At 51.8% G+C, this 24,441-nt stretch carries 26 protein-coding genes and 1 pseudogene; 8 read left to right on the top strand and 19 right to left on the bottom strand.

Annotated elements, in window-relative coordinates:
* Positions 1 to 10: 10 nt before the first annotated feature.
* From prs to TPRIMZ1_RS0109595, 6 genes are all read right to left on the bottom strand, one after another.
* On the bottom strand, positions 11 to 1,117 hold the full coding sequence (gene prs / locus TPRIMZ1_RS0109625) for a ribose-phosphate diphosphokinase (protein ID WP_010258328.1): 1,107 nt from the start codon (positions 1,115 to 1,117) through the stop codon (positions 11 to 13).
* Between the two features lie 624 nt (positions 1,118 to 1,741).
* Entirely contained in the window at positions 1,742 to 2,794 is a 1,053-nt protein-coding gene (rlmN, locus tag TPRIMZ1_RS0109615) for a 23S rRNA (adenine(2503)-C(2))-methyltransferase RlmN (protein ID WP_010258324.1), read from the bottom strand.
* Positions 2,794 to 3,921 (bottom strand): tetratricopeptide repeat protein, encoded by a 1,128-nt coding sequence (locus TPRIMZ1_RS0109610; RefSeq protein WP_010258323.1) that lies wholly within the window; start codon positions 3,919 to 3,921, stop codon positions 2,794 to 2,796. The genes rlmN and TPRIMZ1_RS0109610 overlap by 1 nt, the downstream gene beginning before the upstream one ends.
* Entirely contained in the window at positions 3,914 to 4,261 is a 348-nt protein-coding gene (locus TPRIMZ1_RS0109605) for a hypothetical protein (RefSeq protein ID WP_010258320.1), read from the bottom strand. The genes TPRIMZ1_RS0109610 and TPRIMZ1_RS0109605 overlap by 8 nt, the downstream gene beginning before the upstream one ends.
* 62 nt (positions 4,262 to 4,323) lie before the next feature.
* Positions 4,324 to 4,854 (bottom strand): RsmD family RNA methyltransferase, encoded by a 531-nt coding sequence (locus TPRIMZ1_RS0109600; protein ID WP_010258319.1) that lies wholly within the window; start codon positions 4,852 to 4,854, stop codon positions 4,324 to 4,326.
* Positions 4,854 to 5,297, bottom strand: a complete 444-nt coding sequence (locus TPRIMZ1_RS0109595) for a hypothetical protein (RefSeq protein WP_010258317.1) — start codon at positions 5,295 to 5,297, stop codon at positions 4,854 to 4,856. Before TPRIMZ1_RS0109595 ends, TPRIMZ1_RS0109600 begins: the two co-directional genes overlap by 1 nt.
* A 125-nt stretch (positions 5,298 to 5,422) precedes the next feature.
* On the opposite strand from TPRIMZ1_RS0109595, the gene rpsF reads away from it, so the two are divergent.
* The 7 genes from rpsF to TPRIMZ1_RS0109560 all read left to right on the top strand — a co-directional run bounded on the left by rpsF (position 5,423) and on the right by TPRIMZ1_RS0109560 (position 9,967).
* Positions 5,423 to 5,704 carry a 30S ribosomal protein S6 gene (gene rpsF / locus TPRIMZ1_RS0109590; RefSeq protein WP_010258315.1) on the top strand — a complete coding sequence of 94 codons (282 nt, stop codon included), beginning with the start codon at positions 5,423 to 5,425 and terminating at the stop codon, positions 5,702 to 5,704.
* 5 nt (positions 5,705 to 5,709) lie between these two features.
* Positions 5,710 to 6,156 (top strand): single-stranded DNA-binding protein, encoded by a 447-nt coding sequence (gene ssb / locus TPRIMZ1_RS0109585; protein ID WP_010258313.1) that lies wholly within the window; start codon positions 5,710 to 5,712, stop codon positions 6,154 to 6,156.
* Positions 6,157 to 6,189: 33 nt separating this feature from the next.
* Entirely contained in the window at positions 6,190 to 6,534 is a 345-nt protein-coding gene (gene rpsR / locus TPRIMZ1_RS0109580) for a 30S ribosomal protein S18 (RefSeq protein ID WP_010258311.1), read from the top strand.
* A 23-nt stretch (positions 6,535 to 6,557) separates the two neighbouring features.
* Positions 6,558 to 7,556 (top strand): hypothetical protein, encoded by a 999-nt coding sequence (locus TPRIMZ1_RS0109575; RefSeq protein WP_010258308.1) that lies wholly within the window; start codon positions 6,558 to 6,560, stop codon positions 7,554 to 7,556.
* Between the two features lie 64 nt (positions 7,557 to 7,620).
* On the top strand, positions 7,621 to 8,265 hold the full coding sequence (rplI, locus tag TPRIMZ1_RS0109570) for a 50S ribosomal protein L9 (RefSeq protein WP_010258307.1): 645 nt from the start codon (positions 7,621 to 7,623) through the stop codon (positions 8,263 to 8,265).
* Positions 8,266 to 8,271: 6 nt separating this feature from the next.
* Entirely contained in the window at positions 8,272 to 9,657 is a 1,386-nt protein-coding gene (gene dnaB, locus TPRIMZ1_RS0109565) for a replicative DNA helicase (RefSeq protein ID WP_010258306.1), read from the top strand.
* Positions 9,658 to 9,670: 13 nt separating this feature from the next.
* A complete protein-coding gene (locus TPRIMZ1_RS0109560) occupies positions 9,671 to 9,967 on the top strand; it encodes a late competence development ComFB family protein (protein WP_010258305.1) in 297 nt (98 codons plus the stop codon).
* Between the two features lie 2 nt (positions 9,968 to 9,969).
* On the opposite strand, the gene TPRIMZ1_RS0109555 is transcribed toward TPRIMZ1_RS0109560, so the two are convergent.
* The 12 genes from TPRIMZ1_RS0109555 to TPRIMZ1_RS0109500 all read right to left on the bottom strand — a co-directional run bounded on the left by TPRIMZ1_RS0109555 (position 9,970) and on the right by TPRIMZ1_RS0109500 (position 22,808).
* Positions 9,970 to 12,000 carry a WD40 repeat domain-containing protein gene (locus tag TPRIMZ1_RS0109555; protein ID WP_232616796.1) on the bottom strand — a complete coding sequence of 677 codons (2,031 nt, stop codon included), beginning with the start codon at positions 11,998 to 12,000 and terminating at the stop codon, positions 9,970 to 9,972.
* A 59-nt stretch (positions 12,001 to 12,059) separates the two neighbouring features.
* Entirely contained in the window at positions 12,060 to 13,418 is a 1,359-nt protein-coding gene (locus TPRIMZ1_RS0109550) for a site-2 protease family protein (protein WP_010258303.1), read from the bottom strand.
* Positions 13,419 to 13,463: 45 nt separating this feature from the next.
* Complete coding sequence (locus tag TPRIMZ1_RS0109545; protein WP_010258302.1) at positions 13,464 to 14,555, bottom strand: dihydrolipoamide acetyltransferase family protein; 1,092 nt, start codon at positions 14,553 to 14,555, stop codon at positions 13,464 to 13,466.
* Between the two features lie 14 nt (positions 14,556 to 14,569).
* Positions 14,570 to 15,550, bottom strand: coding sequence for an alpha-ketoacid dehydrogenase subunit beta (locus TPRIMZ1_RS0109540; protein WP_010258301.1), 981 nt, complete (start codon positions 15,548 to 15,550; stop codon positions 14,570 to 14,572).
* A 24-nt stretch (positions 15,551 to 15,574) separates the two neighbouring features.
* Positions 15,575 to 16,576 carry a thiamine pyrophosphate-dependent dehydrogenase E1 component subunit alpha gene (locus TPRIMZ1_RS18755; RefSeq protein WP_010258299.1) on the bottom strand — a complete coding sequence of 334 codons (1,002 nt, stop codon included), beginning with the start codon at positions 16,574 to 16,576 and terminating at the stop codon, positions 15,575 to 15,577.
* 209 nt (positions 16,577 to 16,785) lie between these two features.
* Positions 16,786 to 17,952, bottom strand: a complete 1,167-nt coding sequence (gene dxr, locus TPRIMZ1_RS0109530; protein WP_010258296.1) for a 1-deoxy-D-xylulose-5-phosphate reductoisomerase — start codon at positions 17,950 to 17,952, stop codon at positions 16,786 to 16,788.
* Between the two features lie 22 nt (positions 17,953 to 17,974).
* Complete coding sequence (locus tag TPRIMZ1_RS0109525) at positions 17,975 to 18,829, bottom strand: phosphatidate cytidylyltransferase (RefSeq protein ID WP_010258294.1); 855 nt, start codon at positions 18,827 to 18,829, stop codon at positions 17,975 to 17,977.
* Positions 18,826 to 19,560 (bottom strand): polyprenyl diphosphate synthase, encoded by a 735-nt coding sequence (gene uppS / locus TPRIMZ1_RS0109520; protein WP_010258292.1) that lies wholly within the window; start codon positions 19,558 to 19,560, stop codon positions 18,826 to 18,828. Before uppS ends, TPRIMZ1_RS0109525 begins: the two co-directional genes overlap by 4 nt.
* A 76-nt stretch (positions 19,561 to 19,636) precedes the next feature.
* On the bottom strand, positions 19,637 to 20,191 hold the full coding sequence (gene frr / locus TPRIMZ1_RS0109515) for a ribosome recycling factor (protein ID WP_010258289.1): 555 nt from the start codon (positions 20,189 to 20,191) through the stop codon (positions 19,637 to 19,639).
* Between the two features lies 1 nt (position 20,192).
* The gene (gene tsf / locus TPRIMZ1_RS0109510; RefSeq protein ID WP_010258287.1) at positions 20,193 to 21,041 is read right to left on the bottom strand and encodes a translation elongation factor Ts; all 849 of its coding nucleotides are present in this window, start codon (positions 21,039 to 21,041) and stop codon (positions 20,193 to 20,195) included.
* 63 nt (positions 21,042 to 21,104) lie between these two features.
* On the bottom strand, positions 21,105 to 21,992 hold the full coding sequence (rpsB, locus tag TPRIMZ1_RS0109505) for a 30S ribosomal protein S2 (protein WP_026043638.1): 888 nt from the start codon (positions 21,990 to 21,992) through the stop codon (positions 21,105 to 21,107).
* Positions 21,993 to 22,217: 225 nt separating this feature from the next.
* Entirely contained in the window at positions 22,218 to 22,808 is a 591-nt protein-coding gene (locus TPRIMZ1_RS0109500; RefSeq protein ID WP_010258283.1) for a Maf family protein, read from the bottom strand.
* Positions 22,809 to 23,108: 300 nt separating this feature from the next.
* Here TPRIMZ1_RS0109500 and TPRIMZ1_RS20495 point away from each other — a divergent pair, with 300 nt between their 5' ends.
* A complete protein-coding gene (locus TPRIMZ1_RS20495) occupies positions 23,109 to 23,342 on the top strand; it encodes a hypothetical protein (RefSeq protein ID WP_157784211.1) in 234 nt (77 codons plus the stop codon).
* Positions 23,343 to 24,030: 688 nt separating this feature from the next.
* Here TPRIMZ1_RS20495 and TPRIMZ1_RS18750 read toward each other — a convergent pair.
* A pseudogene (locus TPRIMZ1_RS18750) lies at positions 24,031 to 24,441 on the bottom strand (hypothetical protein); the annotation flags it as partial.

The raw sequence follows: 24,441 nt of genomic DNA, 5'->3' as shown, positions 1-24,441 counted from the left end.
CTTTTCTGTTTTAGTTTTGGTTAAATAAGTAAGGCTCTTTAAAATAAGCCTCCGCATTAAACGGCTTCATCAGCTGGTTCACGGAAGTATTAGTAACGATGGTGCGGACAACTTTAGCGGACAGACCCGCCGATGGTACTACCACCAAATTGGGGATATTCAGTGTTGCCGCACAGGCACAGTGCACCGTATCCGTAACGATGATGCGGTTGAGGAGCCCCTCCGCGGAAAGCTGGGAAAGCCGTTCCCCCGCAGGCGGTGAGAACAGGGCATGGGTGGAGATGATATTGATTTCCGCCGGCTTGAAGGGCGCCAATGCCCGGATAAGGCTGACCACGGATCCTGCGGTGTCTATCATATCATCCACTACCCAAAGGACCTTTCCCGCGATAGGCTCTGCGGAAAGTATATTGATGGATTCTATGGTATTGGACTTTGAATAATCCCGCTGCTTATGGGCTACCACCAGGGGCGCCATAAAGGCATTGGCAAACTGCCTGGTCAATTTTTCGCCCCCCGCATCTACCGAACAGAAGGCCCAGTTAGGGCGCACTTCCTCTTCCAGGGTTTTGAGGTCCCGGATATAGGTATCGCAGAGATACTTTTTAAGGAGGGTCAATGCGGGTATATCGTCGATAAGACAGACCGTAGGGTCCAACATGGACTTGGATTTATCCGAATGAAGCTGGTAGGTAACAATGTGGTTGGTTCCCATGGTTGAGAGGATCTTGAAGTGTACCCAGAGCCCCACAGAACTGCGCCGGGTGGTCCTGTCGGATCGGGAGCAGGAAACGAAGGGTTCAAACACGGTGATCCGTTCCGCCTGGGAACGTTTCAGGGCGTCTATTGTATGGTACAGCTCAATCTTTGCTTCTTCAACACCGATATCCGCTTCATTTCTGGCACAGCTGGTAAAGAGGATCACGTCCTTCCCCCGCAGGGATTCCGTAACCGCTACCTCCATTTCACCATCGGCAAAACGGTCGGTTTTTAACGCCTCGACTCTGTTAATAGAATCCGCATGGGCGGAAAAACTGGGAAACTTTGTCAGATCCCCAACCACCCGGGCGGCGTATTTTCGCATTGATCGGGTAGCCGTAATGACAAATTCATTCACTGTGATGGTCCCCCGTTTGTCTATGGTTACTATAAAGGGGGTGTTTAAAATTTACAAGTACGTATACAGAAAAGAATAGGCCCGGATACTTTGATTGGGGTCCTGTCGGCTGGAAAAGATATCAGGAACCCCCAAAGGGTCCCCCTGATATCTTTTCCACCGCCACCCCCGATAAATTTATCTGGGCCTATTCTTTTCTGCCGGTTCGCAGAACCGGTGGTACAAGGTTGGGGGTATATGCTTTTCTGCGGTTTGCCGAACGGTGTTTCAGGGGGGTAACGGGTTTGGGGTATTATGTGAGGGGCCTATTTTTTTCTGCCGGTTCGCAGAACCGGTGGTACAAGGTGGGGGTATATGCTTTTCTGCGATTTGCCAAACCTTGTTTCAGGGTTGAACGCGGGGTCTTTGGTGTATAGCGGTAATCCCCGCTTGGGGCATAGTTAGAAGCTTCATTTAGCGTACCGGCCCGGTGAAGCCATGCGCCTAGGAGGCACGGAAGCACACCTTCAATTAGTACGGAGTGGGGTGTCAGGAAGGAAACGTATGGAGGGACCCTCTGGGAGGCCCCATACGTTTCCTTCCTGACAGGCCCCCCCGACCAATTGTGTGCTTTCGAAAACCCAGTCAAATGGCGCATGGCTTCACCGGGATTTCACCTAGTTGGCCGCAGGCGCCGGCGATAGAGCTGCCTTTGCGGAAACGGCGGGTTACGGTGATGCCGCGCCGGGTAAGTTCCCGGGTAAATTGGGTGATTTCTGCGCCCGACGGCTGCCGCAGCGCATGGTCCCGAAATGTCATACCTTCTACGGGGTTCCAGGGGATAAGGTTCACCGCAGCATCCAGGCCACGGGCAAAGTTGACCAGGGCGTCGATGTCTTCGTTCCGGGTGTTTATGCCGCCCAGGAGCACCGTTTCCAGGGTTATCCGGCGGTTCCGTTTCTTCTGGTAATACTGAAGAGCTTCCTTTAATTCCGGCAGCGGGTTGGACCGGCCTATGGGCATGAGCTGTTCCCGCAGAGTTGGGTCCGCGGTGGTAAGGGACACCGCAAGACGTATATCCGGCCCCGCATCGGCCAAGTGCCGGATACCTTCCACAATGCCGCTGGTGGAAAGGGTTATACGCCGCTTGGAAAGACCGATTCCGTCTTTATGGGTGATAATGTCCAGGGCTTTACGGAGTTCCTCCAAATTAAGGAGGGGTTCCCCCATACCCATGATGACGATGTTTGCGATGGTGGGACTTATTGAACGGATATGGAGGAACTGTTCCACTATTTCGTAGGACTCAAGGTTGCGGAGGAAGCCCAGGGAACCGGTTTTGCAGAATACACAACCCACGGGGCAGCCGGCCTGGGTGGAGATACAGGCGGTTTGCCGGCCTTCGCCATCGGCGAGGAGTACCGCTTCAACCATCGCCCCGTCGGCCAGGCGTATCTTGAGCTTTACCGTTCCGTCCGGATCCTCCAGGCGATCAGCAATACTGCTGCCGTAGAGGCTATGCCGGGCGGAAAGCTCCTCCCGCAGTTCCCGGGAAAGATCGGTCATATCATTGAAGGAAAGGGCGCCCCGGGCTATCCACTTAAAGATCTGGGCGGTCCGGAAAGATGGCTGTCCAGGCAGTGTGGCTTCCAATAGCTCCGCCAACTGCTCCGGAGATAGTCCCGAGAGAACCGCCATCAGGAACAGAGCTTATCCATAAATTCTGTAACGTTTGTATTCCGTATACCGAGTTTTTGGAATTCCCCTAGAAATTCTATAGCCTTACTTTTATCACCCTTTTTAAGCCAACAGTCGGCGATTTCTATGTAGAAACGGTAGTTTTTCGGATCCTGCTGTATGAGCCGCCGCAGGGATTCGATGGCTTCATCGTGCTTGCCCTGGGTTTTTGCCACCACCGCAAGCCCCAATACCGCATAGGTATCGAATTCTATGTTTAGCGCCTGGTGATAATACTCCATAGACCGGTCATAATCGTTGAGGTTCCGGTAGGCATCCCCCGCCCGGGTCAGGATCACCTTATTCCGGGGATCCTGCTCCAGGATGCGGTTCCAATAGTCCAGGGACCGGTACTGCTGATTCAGGCCCCGGTAACAATCCGCCAGCCCAAAAAGGGCATAGAAATTGCAGGAATCCCGCTGCAGGGCCTGCTCAAAGTAGGGGATGCCGCTCTCGAAGGTCTTAAGCTTCCGGTGGCAGTTCCCTATAGAGGTTAGCACCCGGATATCTACCCCTTCCTTGTTGTGTTCCAGCATCTTTTCCCAATAAAACAGGGCGTCCCGGTATTCCTTAAAATCGTAGTGCAGGTGTCCCAGGCCGATAATAGCATAGGGATTCTGATCCTCCATCTCTAGGACACGGAGGTATACCGCTTTGGAATGTTTAAAATCCCGGACCTTCCGGTACGCATCGGCAACCCGGGTCAGGACGGTAATGTTTTTATCATCATGGAGGAGGTACTGTTCCCAGATTTCTATTGCCTTATGGTACTGGTTCAGGGCCTTGTAACAGTCCGCAAGTCCGAAAAGAGCGTAGTTATTCCCCGGATGATGTGCAAGACAGCGCCGGTAGTACTCCACCGCGTCCCGAAAGGAATTCCGCTTCCGGGCTGCATCTCCCATACCAACCAGGGCATAGTTGTTGCTTTCGTCCGCCATAAGGATCTTCTCAAAACACGCCATAGCTTCGGTTATTTTAGCTTCTTTTAAAAACTGATATCCCTTTTTTGACAAATCCGATATTTCTGAAACTTCCTGGCTCTCTTCCCCAAGTATGCTTTCCGGGACTTGTTTAACATCTTCACTCATCAAAATGATCCTCTTCTTCATGCATTAATTTCTGAATTAGGGCGGATAAGCGCATGATAATCGGTTCCGCCTTGTTTCTATCCGGGGCTATCCAATACATACGCAGGGCATCTAATTCTCTTCCCTGGGACTTGTAATAGTCGCCGACCCGTGACAGGCCATCAGAATACCCTGTGGTAAGGAATATCCTCTTGGCTCCTTCAACATCCCCGGAGTTATACAGTACATTGCCTTTACGATTCAGCGCAGCCTTCTGGCTTCCGTCAATAGCAGGTTTTGCAATGGTTTTTATAAAGCCGTTTTGATCCTCAAAACGGTCAAACACTTTTTTATAATCCATCGTTACCTTAATAAAATATACTAATCAAGTAATATTATTTACCACTTTATCAAAAATTACAACTAAAATTTTTTAAAAAAGTCCACCACCGACCGTCCGTAAGTCCTGGACTCTTCGAATGTAAGTCCCAGAGGGGGCTGATCAAAAAAATCCTGCCGCGGCCGGTGGATAAGAAGCCGGGATCCCGGTCCCATCAACGGGGAGGCGGCGATAGCACCCACCAGTTCCCATTTGAACTTATAGGGGAAGGGGGGATCGCAAAAGATAATATCGAATTGTTTTTGGGCCCGCCGGACATAAAGTTCAGCCGCCATAAACCGGCACTGTATCCTTACGGGAGATATGGATACATTGTTAATCAGCGTTTTCCGTTTTATCGTATCCATTTCTACCGCTTCCACCGGGTCAGCCCCACGGGAAGCTGCCTCCAGGGCAATGATTCCGGACCCGGAAAAAATGTCAAGAAAAGATTGGCCGGAAAGATCCCCCAGGGCGCCAAAAACCGACTCCCGCATACGATCCATAGCAGGGCGGATAACTCCACCGGGGACCTCTACCTGCCGCCCCTTCAGGATGCCGCCGGTAACTCGCACTAAAAATCTCTTAGTAGTTCGTTGAGTTCATCGGAACTGACCACCGGCTCCGATGAGGGCGCTTCTTCGGTGGTGATGTACTGTTCAATAGTTTTCTGCCGTTCCAGAGCATGTTCCCGCATCAGGGTAATTTTATCCTTAAGTACCGGGTAGGGGCTAAGCGATACGGTACCCGGCCCGTTGGCCAGGTCCCAAAGGGTCCCAAGAAACTGCTGCTCCGTTTCGTAGAGGTTATAAAATTGCCCGTTCCGTCCTATAAGGTGGGTGTTTTCTATGAGGTCCCGCAGGAGCACCCCCAGGGCGGCGTCGATAAAATCCACATCCGTCAGGGTCTTATCCAAAAAAATGTCCGGGTCCGCATCAAGGATGAGCAAATCCCGGATCATCCGTATTCTGGTATTAAGGATGAATATATTATCTTCAAAATTGATTTGTTTACTCATAGTAGTATGTTATAGTATCGGCATTTATTTTCCCCACTTGACCTTCAGGACCGGTTTGAGATATTGTAAATAACCTCTTTGCCCGTCCTTGGGACGGGCCAAATTGAAGTCCATAAGGAGGGCCCATGCGCCAATATGAATTGACGGTCATTCTTCCCCTGGAAGAAGACCTGAGTAAGGCAGGCCGGGAGCAGTTGCTCACCGATCTGAATGCCAACGGAGCGGAGATCGAGAAAACCGACGAAATCGGGGACCGGGATCTCGCCTACGAATTAAAAAAGCGAAGACGGGGACGGTATGTCCTGTTTACCCTCAAGCTGGATCCGGCAAAGGTTGCCGTTCTGGACCGGAGCTTTAAACTCAACGCTAATCTCCTCAGGTATCTCTTCGTAAATATAGAGGAGTAGGGGTTATGGCAGATATAAACCATGTTGTCCTGGTTGGCAGGTTAACCCGTGATGCGGAGTTAAAATATACCGCCAATGGCCAAGCGGTCTGTAAATTTTCCATTGCGGTAAATCGCCGCAGGAAAAATGGAGACCAATGGATAGACGAGGCGAATTTTTTCGACGTCGTCCTTTGGGGAAGGCAGGGTGAATCCCTTAATCAGTATCTGGTTAAGGGGAAAATGGTGGGGGTTGACGGCGAGCTCCGACAGGATCGTTGGGAGCAGGATGGTCAGAACCGTTCCAAGGTGGAGATCGTAGCAACTAACCTACAGCTTCTCGGGGGCGGTCCCGGCGGCGGCGCTTCCGGCGGTACTCAGGGCCGGTCCGAAACATACGGGGAAAGAGCCCCTAAGGAAGGCCCTCCTGCCGGCGGTGGCGATGACGGCTTTGCCGACGATATTCCTTTTTAATTAATTTATAGGTACTTACATAGGAGTCTAATTATGTCTGATGAACAGCAATATATTGAGAATGAACGCCCTTCGGGGGGAAATTATGGCGGAAACCGGGATCGGGGGATGGACATCCCCATGGATGGCCGGGACGGTGACGACAGAGGCGGCCGGGGAAAGGGCAAGGTCTTTTTTAAGAAAAAGGTCTGCAAATTCTGCACCCAGAAGCTTAGGATAGACTATAAGGATGCGGATGTACTGCGCCGGTTTATCACCGAACGGGGGAAGATACTGCCCCGCCGTATTACCGGTACCTGCGCCAAGCATCAGCGGGCTCTTGCTCTGTCGATTAAACGGGCGCGGATTATTGCCCTGCTTCCTTTTGTAGCGGACTAGTCAGGAAAACGGTTTTAAGCGCCATGGGAACCTTAGCGTGGTTACCCGCTCTGATCGGGGCAGCGGTTTCCGTTGGCTTAGTTAAGAGCAGCCTCTTGGGTTTTTTGTTTTTATTGCCCCTTGGTGTTGTTGCTTATTGTTTTAATGCAAAGACCGCATGGTTTGCTGCGTTACTTGCCGTACTGGGGAATTTTGCTTTTTCTCTGCCGGCCATAGGGGTGGATGTCCTTTGTTTGGCGGCGCTTATCGCGATTTTTACCTGGATTACATCGCCGCCGGAACGTGCGCCTGCTTTTTTCAGGATGCCCGTTGTATACCGGTTTATGGCCGGTTCCGTCCTGGCAACCCTTGTTTTTGCCCTGGTGTTGTATTCCATGCGGGAAGACCAGGAGCTGTTTTCTATTTTCCGCCAACAGGCTGAAGCCTTGGCGTCCCTGTACGCAGCTTCGGCCGGCGCGGATGTGGTGCAGCGTTCCCTGACGGAACAGTATATGACCGCGGATACCATACTGAAAACCCTGGGCGCCGTTGCCCTCCGGGGCGGGATGTTGGTGTCCTGGGTTCTGCTTTTTTTCGTCAGCCGTCAGATAAGTCTGGTTATCACCTGGATGGTCCGGCGCATTTTGCAACGAAGTTCCCCGCTCAAGCGGCCGGATGGGTCGCTTGTCAGTTTTCATCTGCGGCCGGAATGTATTTGGGCGCTTTCGTTTTCCCTGCTGGCCATATTGGCGGGTTTGAGACTAAAGCTTACGCCCCTTGAAATTGCGGGTTGGAATGTACTGGTTTTATGTATTATACTGTATTTGACCCAGGGCGGTGGAATAGTCCTTTTTTTTCTTACCCGGGCGCTCATACCGCCGGGAATGCGGTTTGTTTTGAACCTGGTTATTTTTGTTGTGATTCTGAGTCCCGGAATTAACGCGGTCTTCCTGGTGGTTTTAGTCCTCCTGGGGATTGCTGAAAATTGGGTGCCCTTTCGGGCGCCGAAAACAAACGGATCGCCCCCAACTCCGGAGGTGTGATAGTGTCCGTTTTATTCCAAATTAATGCAAAAAACCAAAGGTTTTTTGCCAAGGAGCTTGTGTTATGAAGGTTATTTTAAACAAGGATTTATTACCCCTGGGAGAAGAGGGGGACGTGAAGGATGTAGCCAAGGGCTATGCCAGAAACTATCTCTTTCCCCGGGGTCTCGCCCTGCCTTATACGGATAGTACGGTTGCGTTGTTCGAGTCCCGGCGTGGGGAAATAGAGGCGCGGAAAGAAGAGAAGCGCAAGGATGCCCTGGGTCTTAAGGAAAAACTGGAAGCCTTGGAATTGGTTATTGTCATGCCTGCAGGGGCCAACGGAAAGCTCTACGGCGCCGTTACCAGCCAGACTGTGGCGGATGAACTGACTAAACAGGGTTTCCAGATTGAGCGGAAGCGGATTGAACTTCCCGGGAACAGTTTTAAGAGTGTGGGCAAATACAAGGTAGCGGTTAAGTTATACGAAAGCGCCGCCGCAGAGATGACCATAACAGTGGAGGGGCAGCCGGTAAAGGTTGAAACCCCATCGGCGCCGGTACGGAAGGATCGCCGGCACAGAGATGCAGAGCATCTCAGAGACGCGGAGCCGGCTTCGGCGGAATCTACCCAGAAGAGCGAAGCTCCCAGCGCCGCTCCGGCTGCAAATGCCCAGGAAGCGGCGCCTGCACAGGAAGTGTCCCAGGAAGCGGCCACCCCAGAAGTTTAATAAGCCATGGCTCCCCAGACGCAGAAAGATCCGGGCAATGGTCTAATAGGCAATGGCCCAAAGGTTCCCCCTCATAACGATGAGGCGGAACAGGCTTCTCTGGGAGCCATGATGCTTGATGAAGATGCTATTACCACCGTTATCCAGTATCTCAGGCCTGACGATTTTTATTCCAACGCCAATCGCCGGGTTTACGCGGCAATTCTCAGTCTTTTTAATCAGGGACGGAAGGCGGATATCATTACCGTTACGGAAGAGCTTCGTAAGGTGGGAGATCTGGATCTGTCCGGTGGGCCTTCCTATGTGGCTTCCCTTACCAATGTGGTCCCCTCCAGCGCTAACGTCGATTATTATGCCAAGATAGTACAGGATTGCTCCCTGCGCCGGTCCCTGATCCGGGTTGCGGGGGAAGTAAGCGTTAAATCCTATGATGAATCCCAGGAATCCCGGATAATACTGGAAGAAACCCAGCAGCGGATCTTTGATCTTACCGAAGACCGGAAGACCATGAGCTTTAAGAGCGCCAAGGAAATTATCCCCGAGGCGATTAAAACCATAGAAAAGCTCTACAACGCGAAGGACGCCTATACGGGGGTTCCCACGGGGTTTGAGGAGCTTGATTCCATGACTTCGGGGTTCCAGCCCGCGGAACTTATCATCATAGGCGCCCGGCCTTCGGTTGGGAAAACCGCTCTGGCCCTGACCATGGCGGCCAACATGTCCATAAACAATAAGGCCCGGAAAATACCCACCGCCTTCTTCACCCTTGAAATGTCCGACATGGCCCTGATGCAGCGGCTTATCTCCAGCGAAGCGAATATTGAATCCAACAAGATCCGTTCAGGGCTTCTAAAACCCAGCGATTTTCACAGCCTTATGACCGCCGCGGGAACCATATACGAGGCGCCCCTCTATATTGTGGATATGCCCAACATGAAGCTCCTGGATCTGCGGGCCCAAGCCAGGCGGCTCCGGGTACAGCAAAAGGTGGAGATAATCTTTGTCGATTACCTTACCCTGATCGGCTCCGATAATTACCAACTGCCGCGGCACGAGCAGATTGCCGAGATTTCCCGTTCCTTGAAAAGTCTGGCCCGGGAGCTTAATATTCCTATTGTGGCCCTTTCCCAGGTACGCCGGGATGCGGAGGGAAAACGGCCCAACCTTTCGGATATCCGGGAGTCCGGGTCCATTGAGCAGGATGCGGATGTGGTAATGTTCCTCCACCGGGAACGGGAATCGGATAAAAAAAGTAACGAACGGGAAAATTCGGAAACCGCCCATACGGAATTGATTATCGCAAAGCAGCGGAACGGTCCGGTGGGAACCGTAGAAATTGTGTTCCTGCCGCGCTTTACAAAATTTGCGCCCCTGACCAGGGAACACCAGTAGCACAGGAGGGCATATGGCCTTTATTGATAGTTATAACTTGGAACATCTTGCAAACGAAGCCGAACATTTGGTTCATGAAGAATTGGGACGGCAGCTAGAATCCTATCAGGGGGAAATCTGCCTCTGTAACGATTGTGTGGTGGATATGGCCGCCATGGCATTAAACACCGTGAAGCCCCTGTACCGGTATTCCCTGCTGGGTACGCTCTGGGCTTCCAGCGCCATGACCGACGAAGCCTACGCTGCAAGCATACAGGAAGCGGTGTCCAATGCCATAGAAAAGGTCCGGGAGAATCCCTCCCACGATTGAACCTACGGTCTCTGGAGCGGGCCCCGCTGGATATGCCGTTCCGCCGTTTCCAGGATCCATTCTGTTTCCAAAAGCCGCAGCCGGGCGAGAAGGGAACCGGTGGCTGGGTTGTGCCAGCTGATAGAACCGTCCCTGCCCAGGACAATAAAGTACCGATCACTTCCGATAAGGTTAACCGGCAGACTTGGACTCCGTTCAAAGGGAACAAAACCACGATTACTGTGGAGGGTAGGGCCGTTTCCGCCTATGGTTGAAGCTACGGATTGACCGCTTTGGGCTATGATAAAGGTGGTATCTTCCCCCTTGTACTCAACCAGCCGGGTCGAAGCGGCGGGATGTTCCGTATCCAATAGGAGCAGGGCGGTGGTGGCGCTGTCCGAGGAGCCTTCCACAACGCCTCCGTACATAGCCCCGTTGGCGGACCGGTACAATTTGGCGCCCACCGTGGAGGGATAGATAAAGGGGACCGTTTCTTCGGTAACCGTATTCACCACCAGGAAGGGAGAGGTCTGGCTTAGATCGGAATGGCCTATGATAATATTTTCGCTGTCGAGGAAGGATATATCCAGGGGGTCCGTAGCGGTGTAGGTAAACTTACTGCTGCCTGTATCGGTGGACAATACGGTGATGCTCCCCGCAGAATCCACAAAGAGGGCTTGGTTCCCCAGCAGGGAAACCGAGCGGAGGGAGTGCCGGAGGGCCAGCCTTCCCAGAATAATATCCGTGCGCACCGGAGTACCGGCGCCGGTTACAAGAATAGGAAAGGTACGGGTATTATCGGTTTGCCAGAACAGAAACCTGCCGGGAGTTCCTGCGCCCATTGCAGAATCCCCGCTTATTTGGGTATTCCCCCGGGCATCTTCAAGGGTGATAGTATCACGGTCCATGAGGGACTGATAATCCACTGGTATGATACTTAAACGCTTATCCTCTGTCATAAACGCCAGACTATCCCCCGAAATAGCTGCGGAGCTTACCTGGGTAAGCTTTACCCTTCCCATAGCCCATGGCTCCTGGTCGTTTACCTCAAACATCCAAACCCCGCCATCAACAGTACCCAGGGCAACAGCGCCGGCAGCAACGGTAACTCCGCTGGAAATCAGGGGCATTCTGGAAAAGGTGGTTCTATTTTTACCTTCCAGGGTTCCCTGGGTGGTAATGGTATAATGGGTAAGGGTGATGGACCCGTTGGTACTGTTCTCCAGGGTTCCTAGGTACATAAATTCCAGAAGGTCCGATGACGATACGGGAAATAGTTTTCCCTTGGCGATATGCCGGTCCCGGGCAATTTCCCTGCCTGTTACGGCATCCACTACAATAAGACCGTTGGAATCTATCCCGCTCAGATACCGGTTATTCCCAAATATGACAGGGCTTGTCAGATTGGCGGGCGCCACAGAATTCTGGATGGCCCTTCCGGTATTTAATTCCCAATAGGTAATTTGGCCCGAGGTGGCATAGGTCATCATGGTCCGCTCGGATCTGCCGGTGGCGGAAAAAGCGATGGCCCCGGTCTGATTTGGGGGTGAATCCAGCACTTCCCCGGTTTCAGGGTGAATAAACACCACGCCGCTTCTGGCGCTTCGGGCTACCATAAGGAAGTTGCCCCCTGCGGAGTAATTGATGAAGGTCACGGGGTCTCTAAACCGCAGGGTAAATAAATTTCGTTTAAGCCCATAGTCCCAGGCGGAAATCCTATACACGCCAACGCCGTCACTTTCCATCAGGGCAACCTGGGATTTTCCCGGCCTCTGGATCATGGACCGTATCGCATAGGGGCTGACCTGAAAGCGATCCACCGCAGAGCTGGTCCTGACATTCCATATCCCTAAAAAACCGTCCATGCCGGCGCTGAGGATATAATTTCTCACCGGATCAAAAGTCATGACCGATACGGCGCCGGAATGACCGGCGGCCAAGGTAGCGGGATCGACATTTCTGCCGGAAGACTGGGAATATGCAAACTGTGCTATAAACAGGGTTGTAAAGATAAACAACCTCGCCTGGTGATACCCTCTCATTTTACTTTTCACCCAAGACTCCTTTTTATTCACCGGTCTTTTTTTCATTATCGGCGAATTCTAAAGCGAATTTACCGACGAGTCAAAAATAAAATATCCCCAAAAACAGCAAAGATCATTAAGCCAAAAATCAATACCACCCCTACGGTCTGGAATACGCTGATATATTTGGGATTCAGGGGTTTCCGCTTTATTATTTCAACAATAAAGAGAACAATCAATCCTCCATCAAGTACCGGAAGGGGGAGGAGATTCATAATACCGAGGGCTATGGAGATCAGGGCCAGGAAATTTGCCATGGAACTGATGCCTGCGCCAAAGCTTTGGCCGAAGCCTTCGGCGGCTACATCCCCCAGCATATAGGTAATCCGTACCGGTCCGGAAACGGCCTGGGTTAAATCAATGCCACGGAAGAGGAGGGCAAGGCTTTTGACAGAAAGGACGAAGGTTTTCCAGCTTTCCTTCCCGCCCTTGAGCAGGGCGCCCACGGGGGACAGCCGGGGGGTGTGGAACTGAATATGTTCATAGGATACCCCGATATCTGCGGCACCTGTATCAGTATAGCTGAGGATCAGGTCGGCTTGCATTGGGCGGCCTTCCCGTTCAAAATCCACCGACAGTACCGGGGGTTGACTCCGGAGTATCTTGAAAAGCGCCACGGTATAGGAAAAGTCCTCCCCGTTTATCCGGGTAATCCGGTCCCCAGGCCGCAGTCCGGCTATATCGGCGGGGCTTCCCCCGGTAACGGCGCTGATAACCGGTTCGGACCAAAAATACACCCCGATTTTTCCTGCCCCGGAGCTTTTGTCCAGGTCCGGCCGAACCATGAGGTCAAGAACCTCTCCTCCCCGCTGAACCTGGACGGGCAGATTTTTTTCCGGGTTGGTGGCGATTAGTTCCTGAATATCGTGATAATTTGTTACGGGATTGCCGTTTATATCGATAATTTTATCCCCGGTTTTTAAGCCTCCCTGATCGGCGGGGTACATTTCCCCGGGGCTTATGTCCGAAACCAGGACAATACGGTTATCCAATGTGCTTACCTCGAATCCGATACCCCAAATAATCGAGAGGACCAGGATCGTAAAGAGAAAGTTAAAGCCCGGGCCTGCAAAGGCAACAACGATACGCCGCAGCGGGCTGACCCCATAAAAGGTACCCTTAGCCTGGGGTATGGCATTGGAACGGTTTTCGTAGGCTTCCTGGAATTCGTTTTCCCCACGCATTTTGCAGTAGCCGCCTATGGGGAATATGCCCAGCCGGTACTCTACATTACCGACCTTCTTTTTTAGGATAGGTTTGCCCCAGCCTATGGAAAAGGCCTCCACATCAATACCTACCAGGCGGGCGGCGAGGAAATGGCCCAGTTCGTGGACAAAAACCACCACCCCTAAACCGATTAACCCCAATAGTATTTTTATCAATAGCACTTCTGATTCTCCACGTATAAACCATACCCGACAATCCAGGGTATATCAAGGGACAGGCGATTCAAGAAGTTCCCTCAGGGTTTTGATAAAAGCAGCGGCGGCTGCGCCGTCTACGATTCGATGATCAAAGGTGAGGGAAAGGCCCATGATTTTACGGCTCAACACCTTTTCTCCCTCAAGCTTAAGTTCATCCTCCACGGAACAGACTCCCAGGATAGCCGCTTCGGGGGGATTAATAATCGGTGTAAAGGCGGTAATGCCGTACATACCCACGTTCGATACGGTAAAGGTTCCGCCGCTCATTTCATCAGAGGTCAGATGCCCCTCCCGTGCCCGGCCGGCCAGGTCCGCCGCTTGGGCGGAGATCTGCCGGAGGCTTAATTCCTGGGCATTGTGGATCACCGGAACCAGAAGCCCCCGTTCGGTAGCCACCGCTATGCCCAGGTTTATACTGCCCTTGTAAATAAGCTCATTTCCATCCAGAACGGAATTCAAGCGGGGATGGGCCTTCAGGGCTTTTACGACGGCCGCCAATAGTAAGTCGTTCACCGTAATCTTGATTCCAAGTTTTTCGCTGAGTTTCTTTCTAGCGCTTAGCATCGTAGTAACATCCGCCCGGGTATTCTGGGTAACATCCGGAATGGTCAGGCGGCTTTCCAGCATACGCTTGCCGGTAATCCTCTGGATATTGGTCAGCGGAAGGCGTGTATCCGGCCGGGACGCCACGGCTGCCGCCAGCGCAGCAAGGGTTCCTGCTGCGGCTCTTTCCACATCACCCCGGCGGATCTCGCCGGACTTACCGCTGGGGGATACGGCGCTGAGGACGATACCCTTGTCGCCGGCGAGTTTCCGGGCAGCGGGGGTGGCCTTAAACTTCCCCTCCGCCGGAACAGCCTCTCCGTGCTGCCCCACCCAGGCGATAAGCTTGGTTACCGGAATAGTTTCTCCGGCTTGGCTCAATATGGCCAGGATTTCACCGGTGTAATCCGATTCCAGTTCCATGGTCGACTTGTCTGTTTCGATAAGCGCAACTATATCGCCCCTTTTAACCGTATCTCCTACCGTAACCCGCCATTCAAGAATAACCCCTTCTTCCATAGCCATGCCCGTTTTGGGCATGATAATTGAATTGGCCATGCGTTTCTCCTTCCCTATAACAGCGATTCAATAGCGGCGGTAATTTTTTCTTCCGTGGGAACCACCTGGGCTTCAAGCTTGGGGTTATAGGGAATGGGGACATCAAGCCCACCGAGCCGTCTGATGGGCGCATCGAGGTAGAAAAAGGCCTCGCTGTCCGCGATGACCGCGGCGATTTCACCGCCGAAGCCGCCGGTCTGACAGGCTTCGTGCACAATAAGTACTTTGCCGGTCTTTTTTGCCGAGGCAATCAGTGTTTTCTTATCCATTGGAACAAGGCTCCTGACATCAACCACCTCCACATCCGTACCCTTCGCCGCCAGTTTTTCTGCAACCTTCAGGCACCGGGGAACCATACGTCCATAGGTGATAATAGTGATATCCCGGCCTTCCCGCTTAACATCGGCCTTACCCAGAGGTACGGTATAGTCATCGCCCGGTTCGGGGACCGGCCCCTTAACCCGGTAAAGGAGCTTTTGTTCCAAGAAGACCACCGGATTAGGGTCGTAAATAGCGGACTTTAGGAGCCCCTTTGCATCGTAGGGGGTAGAGGGTATGACCACCTTGAGACCCGGAACATTGCATACCCAGGACTCCATGCTCTGACTGTGCTGTTCCGCCGCCCCAGTCCCGGAACCGCCGGGCGCCCGTAGTACCATGGGTACCGAGCCCTGGCCGCCGAATTGGAAACGGTTTTTAGCGCCCTGGTTTACCAATTGTTCCAAGGCCAGGGTAATAAAATCGCTGAACATGATCTCCACAATGGGGATAAGCCCGGTCATGGCGGCGCCCACGGCGCATCCGGTGAATCCTAATTCGGAGATAGGGGTATCCCTGACCCGTTCGTCACCGAATTCTTCAAACATACCCCGGGAGACGCCGAAAGCCCCGCCATAGACCGCCACATCTTCACCCATAAGGATAATCCTGTTATCCTTCCGCATTTCTTCGCTCATGGCCTCTTTTATAGCCTCGGCATAGCTTATTTCACGCATATCATGGTTCCTTACTGATCCCGGCTACAGGACAAACCCGTTTTTGGGTTTTTGGGTTCTCATATCGCCATCGGCGTAGACATCATCAAAAATATTTTCGATCTTGGGCTCCGGGCTGGCATTTGCAAAGTCTACCGCCGCCGCCACATCGTCCTGGGCTTTTTTGTCAAAGGCGCCTATTTCCGCCTCGGTAAAGATCTTTTCTTTGATCAGATACTCCCGGAAACGCTTAATGGGGCATTTGAGTTTCCACTCATTAACCTCTTCCTTGGTACGGTATACCTGGGAATCGCTCTTGGAATGGCCCATCCACCGGTAGGTGTTTAAGACCATAAACAGGGGGCCGTTTTTAAGGATATATTCCCGGGCCTTTAGGGTCTCCTCATAGATCGCCAAAATATCGTTACCATCCACGGTGATACCCTTCATCCCGTAAGACGCGGCCCGGGAAGCAATATCGGTGATATTCATCGACTTGCTGATATGGGTGGACATACCGTAATAATTATTGGTACACACAAAAAGTACCGGCAATTTCCAGACCGAAGCGAGGTTTAAGGATTCGTGGAAGGCCCCTTCGTTGGTAGCCCCATCGCCGAAGAAACAGACCGTGATATTGGACTTCTTAAAGTACTTTTGGGACAGCGCTGCGCCGGTGGCAACCGGGATACCCCCGCCCACAACGCCGTTAGCTCCCAGGCTTCCCACGGAAAAATCGGCTATGTGCATACAGCCGCCTTTTCCCTTACAGTACCCGGTTTCCTTTCCTAAAAATTCCGCCATCATCCGCTTGAGATCCATACCCCTGCCTATGGCCTGGTTATGCCCCCGGTGGGTTTGGGTTATCATGTCTTCTTTCTCAAGGGCGGAGCAAACACCCACCCCGGTTGCCTCTTCTCCGATACAGAAATGGGCGGTACCATGAACCTTGCCCTCAACAAATAGCCGGGCGGCGGTTTCTTCAAAATTCCGGGTCTGGACCATTTTCAAGTACAAATCCCCAAACAAGCCCTTGGACAACTTCATCCGAAAGTCCCCCTTAAAATACGCTCAAGTCATAGTATACATATTAACAAAATATTTTTATATTTGACCATCTCTGTTTCTATGACTATAATACAAATTGAAGATATTACCTGAACAATTGAAAAAAGGCATAAACTATTTAAGCAAATAATAAAATATTTTCTTGACAGCAGGTGATTGTTGATTTAAACCGATTCGTTGAAAACTACCTATGATGCGCCACTTGCAACGAAGTTCCCCGCGCAAGCGCACTTTTCGGCAATAAAAGTTTGGGCCGATTGCCGCGCCTTGGCATCCGCTTCAAGAATTGAAGGAAGATCCAGATGCGGACATGGCCAGGCCATGGTTAACACATTTTCAACGATACGGGGTATGTCAAGGAATGTGGCGCCCTTTGCTAAAAAGGCGGCTACCGCTACCTCATTGGCAGCGTTGTACACCGTCGGAGTTATCCCGCCGCTTCGTACCGCTTCATACGCCAGGGGGAGCATGGGGAACTTTTTATTGTCCGGTTTTTCAAATTCCAGGGTAAGGGCATCAAACCCAAGCCGTCCAAATGCACAGGGGACACATTCGGGGAAATTCAACGCTTCGTGAATGGGGAGCCGTATATCGGGTTTAGATAACTGGGCATATACTGCCCCATCCGTAAGGCGTATCATCGAATGGATAATACTTTGGGGATGCACCACCACCCGAATTTTATCTACCGGTATATGAAACAGACCCGCCGCTTCAATTACCTCAAGACCCTTATTCGCCAGGGTTGCTGAGTCAACGGTTATTTTCGGTCCCATTGCCCAGGTGGGATGAACAAGGGCTTCCTCGGGTCGAATGGTCATCAGCGCTTCGGCGGTATATTTTCTGAAGGGGCCCCCTGAAGCGGTTAAGAGGATTTCTTCAACCCGATCTATTCCGTGGGCATTAATCAGGTTGAAGATTGCGGAGTGTTCCGAATCTATGGGGATTATCTTCCCCCCGCCTTTGGCTGCCGCATCGAAAACTAGGGGCGCTGCCATAACAATGGTTTCCTTATTTGCCAGCGCCAGATCTGCCCCTGCTTCCAGGCTCACCAGGGAAGGGACTAGCCCGGCCGCCCCGGTAATACCGTTTACCACGATATCCGCTCCGGAATCCTGAATAGCCTTGAGCAGATCCTGGAGGCCGTACTTTAGACCATGTTCGATACCCTGATTTTGTCCTGACAATACTAATACGGCGTCAGGAAATTCCTTGCCTACGGTAAGGAGTTCATCAATGCTGGTATGGCTTGAAAAAAGGATAGGCTCAAAACTATCCTTTTCCGCACGAATAACCTCCAAAGTACTTCTGCCAATAGATCCGGTGACACCAAGAATCGCCACTCGTTTTTTCATATCGTTTCCTTATAAAATACTATCAAAAGAGAATCCAATAGAGGACGTAGAATACCGGCGCAGCCAGGGCTATGGAATCTATGGTATCAAGAATGCCGCCCCGGCCGGGAATAATGGTCCCCGAATCTTTAATATTGGAACTTCGCTTCATCGCCGATTCCCCCAGGTCGCCCAGGGTTCCCGCCAGACCGGAAATAAAGCCCAGGATAATCCCCGGCAGGGGCGCGGGAAACAGCCGGGCGGGGAAGGTTTCCGGGGCAAAATGTACCGCCCCAATACCAATGAGGATTGAGGCAACAAAGCCGCCGATGAATCCGGCGATGCTTTTATTGGGGCTCGCCGGTATTATCCCCCGGTTCCCCTTGCCAAAGAGCATACCAACCGCCCAGGCAGCGGAATCGTTGGCAATAACCATAAGAAGAAACATGAGGATCACCATATCGGACCGGGAAAACAGGCTCATCCGGATAACCCAGGCCATGAAGAGGCCCGGATAGATTATCACCGCAAAACCCGAGGAAACCCGGCTTATGATCGTTTCAAATTTATCCGCAGGGGAAAAGATCCGGGAAACCAGAAGCCAAAAGGCCCCCAGGATGAGCGCTATGGAGATGGACTGACCGCTAAAGCCGAAACTGACCATTAATGTCATGGCTAAGGGGACCAGGCTGCCCAGAATAGCCGCTTCCCAGCGGGGTAGGGCGGGCTCTTTTTTCCTGAGCATATCCGAAAATTCTATTGCACCCAGGGCGCTGAGGAGGATAACCACCAGATTGACGGCGATGTGGTTCTTCTGCGGCAGGTATAGTACCAGGCAAACCGTGAGGGGCAGTCCAATAAAAAATACTAAAAGCCTCTGAACAAGTTTCGTCATCATTTAATAACACCGCCGAAGCGCCGTTCCCTCTTTTGAAAATCTAATACGGCTAGCCGAAGATCCTCTTCGGTCCAGTCGGGCCATAGTATATCAGATATATAATACTCCGAGTAGGCCGCTTCCCAAAGGAGGAAGTTACTGGTCCGCAATTCCCCGGCGGTCCTGATAATAAGGTCCGGGTCCGGTATATCGGGGTTGTCCAGATATTGACTGATAGCATCCTCGGTAACTGTGGGCGCCGCTGCACCCGAAAGCGCTGATTCCCGAATTAGCCGCTCCACCGCCCGGCGTATTTCGTCCCTGCCGCCGTAGTTCAGGGCAAGGATCACCTGGAGACCTTTGAAGTCCTTCGTATCCTCCATGGCCCGTTGTATTTCCTGCCCAATATCCTCCGGCAACCCGGGAAAATCCCCGGCGTGGCGGATACGGATACCGTTCTGTCGGTAAAAATCCATCTCTTCGATCAGGTAACGTTTTACCAAGCCCATGATGAACCCTACTTCCTCGGCAGCCCGTTTCCAGTTTTCCGTGGAAAAGGCATAGAGGGTAAGGTAGGCGATGCCCATATCACTGGCGGCTTTAACGATCCGCTTGGCAGTTTTAAGCCCCTCAAGGTGCCCCTGGGTACGATTTTGGTTCCGCTTTCGAGCCCAGCGCCCATTCCCATCCATGATGATACCAACATGGGGGGGAACGAAGTTTGTTTTTGTATCTAAATTGTCGTCCCTCAAAGCCAACCTTTATCCGGGAGCATGGAGAAACCGGCTCCGCCGGTTTCTCCTAAGACAAAATTGCATAGCAATTTTGTCACACTTCCATTATTTCTTTTTCTTTTTCTTCCAGTACCTGATTGATCTTGGTGATGTAACTATCGGTTACCTTTTGCAATTCCTCGGTATGCTTGCTTTCCTCATCCTCGGTGATGTCCCCGTCTTTGAGCAGCTTCTTGATCTCCTCATTACCGTCCCGGCGTATATTCCGCACCGCCACCCGGCTCTGTTCGGCCTGGGCTTTGGCCAGTTTGGCCAGTTCCTTCCGCCGTTCTTCCGTAAGGGGCGGCACGGAGATGCGGATCACCTTACCATCGTTGGAAGGGTTCAGAGAAAGCTCCGAGGTACGGATAGCCTTTTCTATTTCCCCCATCAGGGCCTTATCCCAGGGCTGGATCACGATGAGCCGCGCCTCGGGGATGGAAATATTTGCCACCTGATTCAGGGGGGATTTTTCTCCATAGGCATCCACCTTAATCTTGTCGAATAAGGCTGCAGAAGCCCGGCCGGTCCTGAGGGACCCAAAACTGTCCTTAAGGCTCGTAACCGTTTTTTTCATCCGTTCTTCGGATGAAGAAATGGCACTATGCATACTACTGGCCTACTTTAAAGTACACATAGTCATTTACCGTGATTGCCGCCCCAAGCTGCTTGCTCTTTTCTGCCAGAGCCTGGGCCACGGTCTGTTTCTCGTCCTTCACAAAACCCTGATCCAAAAGGCAGATGTCCGCCAGGTACTTGCTTACCTTTCCCTTAAGGATATTGTCCAGCACATTGGCGGGTTTCCCCTGGAGTTTTTCATCCTTTTCAAGCTGCTTGCGGAAGATATCCTCCTGTTCTTTGAGAAAAGCGGGATCAACCTTGGTTTTATCCAGGGCCAAGGGGTTAAAGGCGGCGATATGAAGGGCAAGGTCAAAGGCAAAGGCTTTCGCCTCTTCTTTCTGCAGGACCTCTGCCTTATCGGCCCCCAGCTTTACCACCACGCCGATGTTACCATCCCCGTGTATATAGGAGCTCAGATATTCATTGGCGCCGGCCTTGATGACCTTGATCCGCTTAAGGCTCATGTTTTCCCGGATCTTGGTGGCCAGGTCCGTAACCAGACCGGCCAGCTCGTCATTCGGCTCTGTGTAGCCCTTTTCCAACACCTTGCCGGCGATAACGCCTCCCAGGGTGATAAATTCGGGGTTCCGGGCCACAAAGTCGGTCTCCGACGCCAGCTCTACCAGGGCCGCGGCATTATTTGCCACCGTAATGAATATCTTGCCCTCGTTGGTTGCCCTATCGGCGCGTTTTTCCACCGCCGCAAGACCCTTTTCTTTTAACAGTTTTTCGGCCTTGGCAAAATCACCTTCGGTACTTACCAGGGCATTTTTACATTCCATCATTCCCGCTCCGGTTTTTTCCCGGAGCCTTTTAACATCCGATGCACTAATTTCCATATCGTAAACTCCCCCGTATATAACTATATTCAAGCATCCAAGAGAAAAACCAAAGGTTTTTTCTCATTCTTCCCCAAAGACCTTATCCACATCCACGGGAAGCTTATCTTCTTCCACCGCTTCCGGTTCCGCCGCGGCCGGCGCCACCACCGGCGCTTCCCCGGTATAGGCTTCGATATCCACTTCCCGGTCCTCTTCCCTGATAGAGGCGTCGGTCAGGACATCTTCGACATCTTCGTCGCCCAGGGTTTCGATGATCTTGAGCCCCGCTTCATTGTCCGCCTCCACCACCGCGTTGGCCACAATCTGGGTAAAGAGGGTGATAGCCCGGATAGCATCGTCGTTTCCCGGGATGGGGTAGTCGATGCCTTCGGGATTGCAGTTGGTATCCACCACCGCCACAATGGGGATACCCATGCGCTGGGCTTCCGCTACGGCGATAGCTTCCTTCCGGGTGTCGATGATAAAGAGGATCCCCGGGGGGTCCTTCATTTCCTTGATGCCCCCGAGGTTCTTTTCGAGTTTAGACCGTTCCTTACCCAGGGAGGCGATTTCTTTTTTTGTAAGATTTTCGAAGGTTCCGTCAACTTCCATCTTTTCAAGTTTCTTAAGACGAAGCAGGGACTTCTTAATAGTAGTAAAGTTGGTAAGCATACCGCCGAGCCAGCGGTTGTTCACAAAAAACATGCCGCAGCGTTCAGCTTCTTTCTGGATGGCCTGCTGGGCTTGCTTTTTGGTGCCCACAAACAGGACAGTTTTCCCGGATGATACGGTTTTTCTAACCGCATCGTAGGCATCCTTGATGGCCTGTATGGTTTTTTGCAGATCGATGATGTGGATCCCGTTTCGTTCCGCGAAGATGTATTTCTTCATCCGCGGATCCCAGCGCTTGACCTGGTGGCCGAAATGGACCCCGGATTCAAGCAAATTCTTCATGGTGACTACCGCCACAATTTCCTCCCGCGTCCGCTTTCCTAAGCTGCCCCGATAAACCGCTCCCGGCGAGGTATACCCATCCGGAAAAGAGGTGTAACCGGGCGCCTGATGCGGCGCCTTCCCTATATCTCACCACCCGCAAAAGGGGCGGCGGAATGTCAGCGTCCGGCCTTGGAGCTAAAGCTCCTGAACAAGACACTGCCTTGGCAGTAAACTGCCTTACAGTAAACTGTCGTATGGTTATGAATCCCCGTAGGAATAACCATTCTCCTTTAACATGACATAAAATTCGTGCATTGGCAAGCCCACAATGCCGCTATAGGACCCGATTATTCCGGACACAAAACAGCCCGCCAGCCCCTGGATCTTGTAGGCGCCGGCTACCCCCTGCCACTCTCCGGTATTAAGGTACCATTCGATATCCTCAGGCAGGATGGGAGCAAAGGTTACAGAACTGACCACGGAACGACAATCGACGTTCTTTCCCTTGCCGTTATAGAGGGCCATGGCAGTAATAACCTCATGATTCCGTCCCTGGAGCTTGGTTAGCATCTTATGGGCATCTTCCCGGTCCTTGGGTTTGCCGTACACATCCCCGTCCACCGAAATAAGGGTATCTGCCCCAAAAATCCAGTTGGGAAGCCGGCTGGAGAGGAGTCCGATGATGTTATTAACCTTCCGAACCGCCAATTCCTCCGCCAATTCCCGGGGTTTTAGGTCTCCGTGATCCTCTTCATCGATCCGGGCGGGCATAATACTGAAGGGTAGGCCCAGAAGTTTGAAGAATTCCTGTCTCCGCAAAGACCCGGACGCTAAAATAATAGGTTCCATATGTTTCTTAATATACTACCAAGAAGTGTAAAAAATTACCACCCTTTTTTAAGGATTTGTCTGTTCCGGGGAAGAAATGGCAGAATTTGAAAACGACTGTTTCCAGGACAACACCGGAACCCACGGAGTGAAGGGCAAAACAAAAAGGCCATCCACCCAGTGGACAGCCCTTTTTCGCTTTGAGAGATACACGACTCGTATACAACAAGATTCTATAATTCTATATATAATAACGAATTACATACTCTTGAATATTACGTGCCTACATATAGTCTACAAATAATATGCTAAAATAAACCAATGAACGGCTCAAAAACGCTTGCGGCGGCAATTCTTTACCAAGCCATACATGATATAAGAACTGACGATTTCAGGACAACGGCCCGAATGAAAGACGCCGCTATGTCCTGGATAAACGATCCCGATTGTGAGACCCTTTGTAATTTTATTGACCTGCCTTATGAAAAAATTCGGGACCGGGCAATCTCGCTTTACCAGAGGGTTATAGAAGCCCCTACGGTGTACGAAAACTAAGAATGTAAGGAAATACCCCCCGGCAAAAACAAACCCCGCCACGGGCTTCTATAAGCGTCTTTTTTATCGTACCGGGATCATGTATCCAAAATGATCACTTGATCGGACATTTTGTCCGGTTAAGGGGGCCACATTTTTTGTGTACCCTTCTATCGAGATTGTGGAATCCGCACTTGAACCGGGGAGCTTCCAACCTAGTTTAGAAGCTCCTGGGTATCCTGTAGGTATGAAGGGGGGCAATCCGATTGCTACCCTGGGCCGGAACCCGCCGCAGCAGGGCCGGAATCCGATTGCTTCGCTTTAATGTGGAGCGACCTATTGAGGAGCGTAATAGGCTAGGATGATCATCATAGCTATTCCCCCCAAACCGGGGAAAAGGGTATGTATCGGATACACCCCCTTCACTCTATGTTAAGCATAGGCCGACCGACAACATTGACGGTTCATATAGGTGTATGAAGCTGCCGACAAAATGTCGTCAACCGGGTATGAAGTATCAACCGCATTTTACGGCTGGCAGGGGGTCACATCTAATGTGTACCCTTACACCCTTGCCGGGCCGTACATTTTAGTACCCTCCCTTGAAAATTGCCGAATACCAAAGAATTACTTCCGTTCGGTGTTCGGTTCGTTCGGCTTGCCTAGGGGGACCGAACCGAACGAACGGGGGGCCAGGTATCTACCCACATCAAACGCCCCAGGTTTTGACCGCAACAACGCTGCCGCCACTATTCCCGGCTAATTCTGTAAGCGAAAAAACAGCAGCGTCTAGCCTATTGGGGGAATCGCTTGTTTCATTCCCATTAAAACAACACATTTCATTTTCAAGATCATAAAATGGTATCCGGTGTTTAACTCGCCCATGCTCATAAAGGGCGGATATTGGTTCCGCTCGGATTATTTTTCCCCGTGAAGATGTTACAAGCCGAACATTGATATTGCGTTGGGCCGTCTGTAACGTGTGAAGTACCATGTCGCCACCATAATTTTTTTCGGCAATCACTAGATCGGCTTTCCACATCTGATAAGCTGCCGCCACCTCTGCCGCCCATTGGGCCGGGGTTCCGTGAAGGGAGCGATCATCCAGGACAAAAAACTC

It is taken from the genome of Treponema primitia ZAS-1 (genome assembly GCF_000297095.1).
Lineage (GTDB): Bacteria > Spirochaetota > Spirochaetia > Treponematales > Breznakiellaceae > Termitinema > Termitinema primitia_A.
The sequence above is the reverse complement of the archived record's forward strand: the minus strand, read 5'-3'. Positions and strand labels throughout refer to the sequence as shown.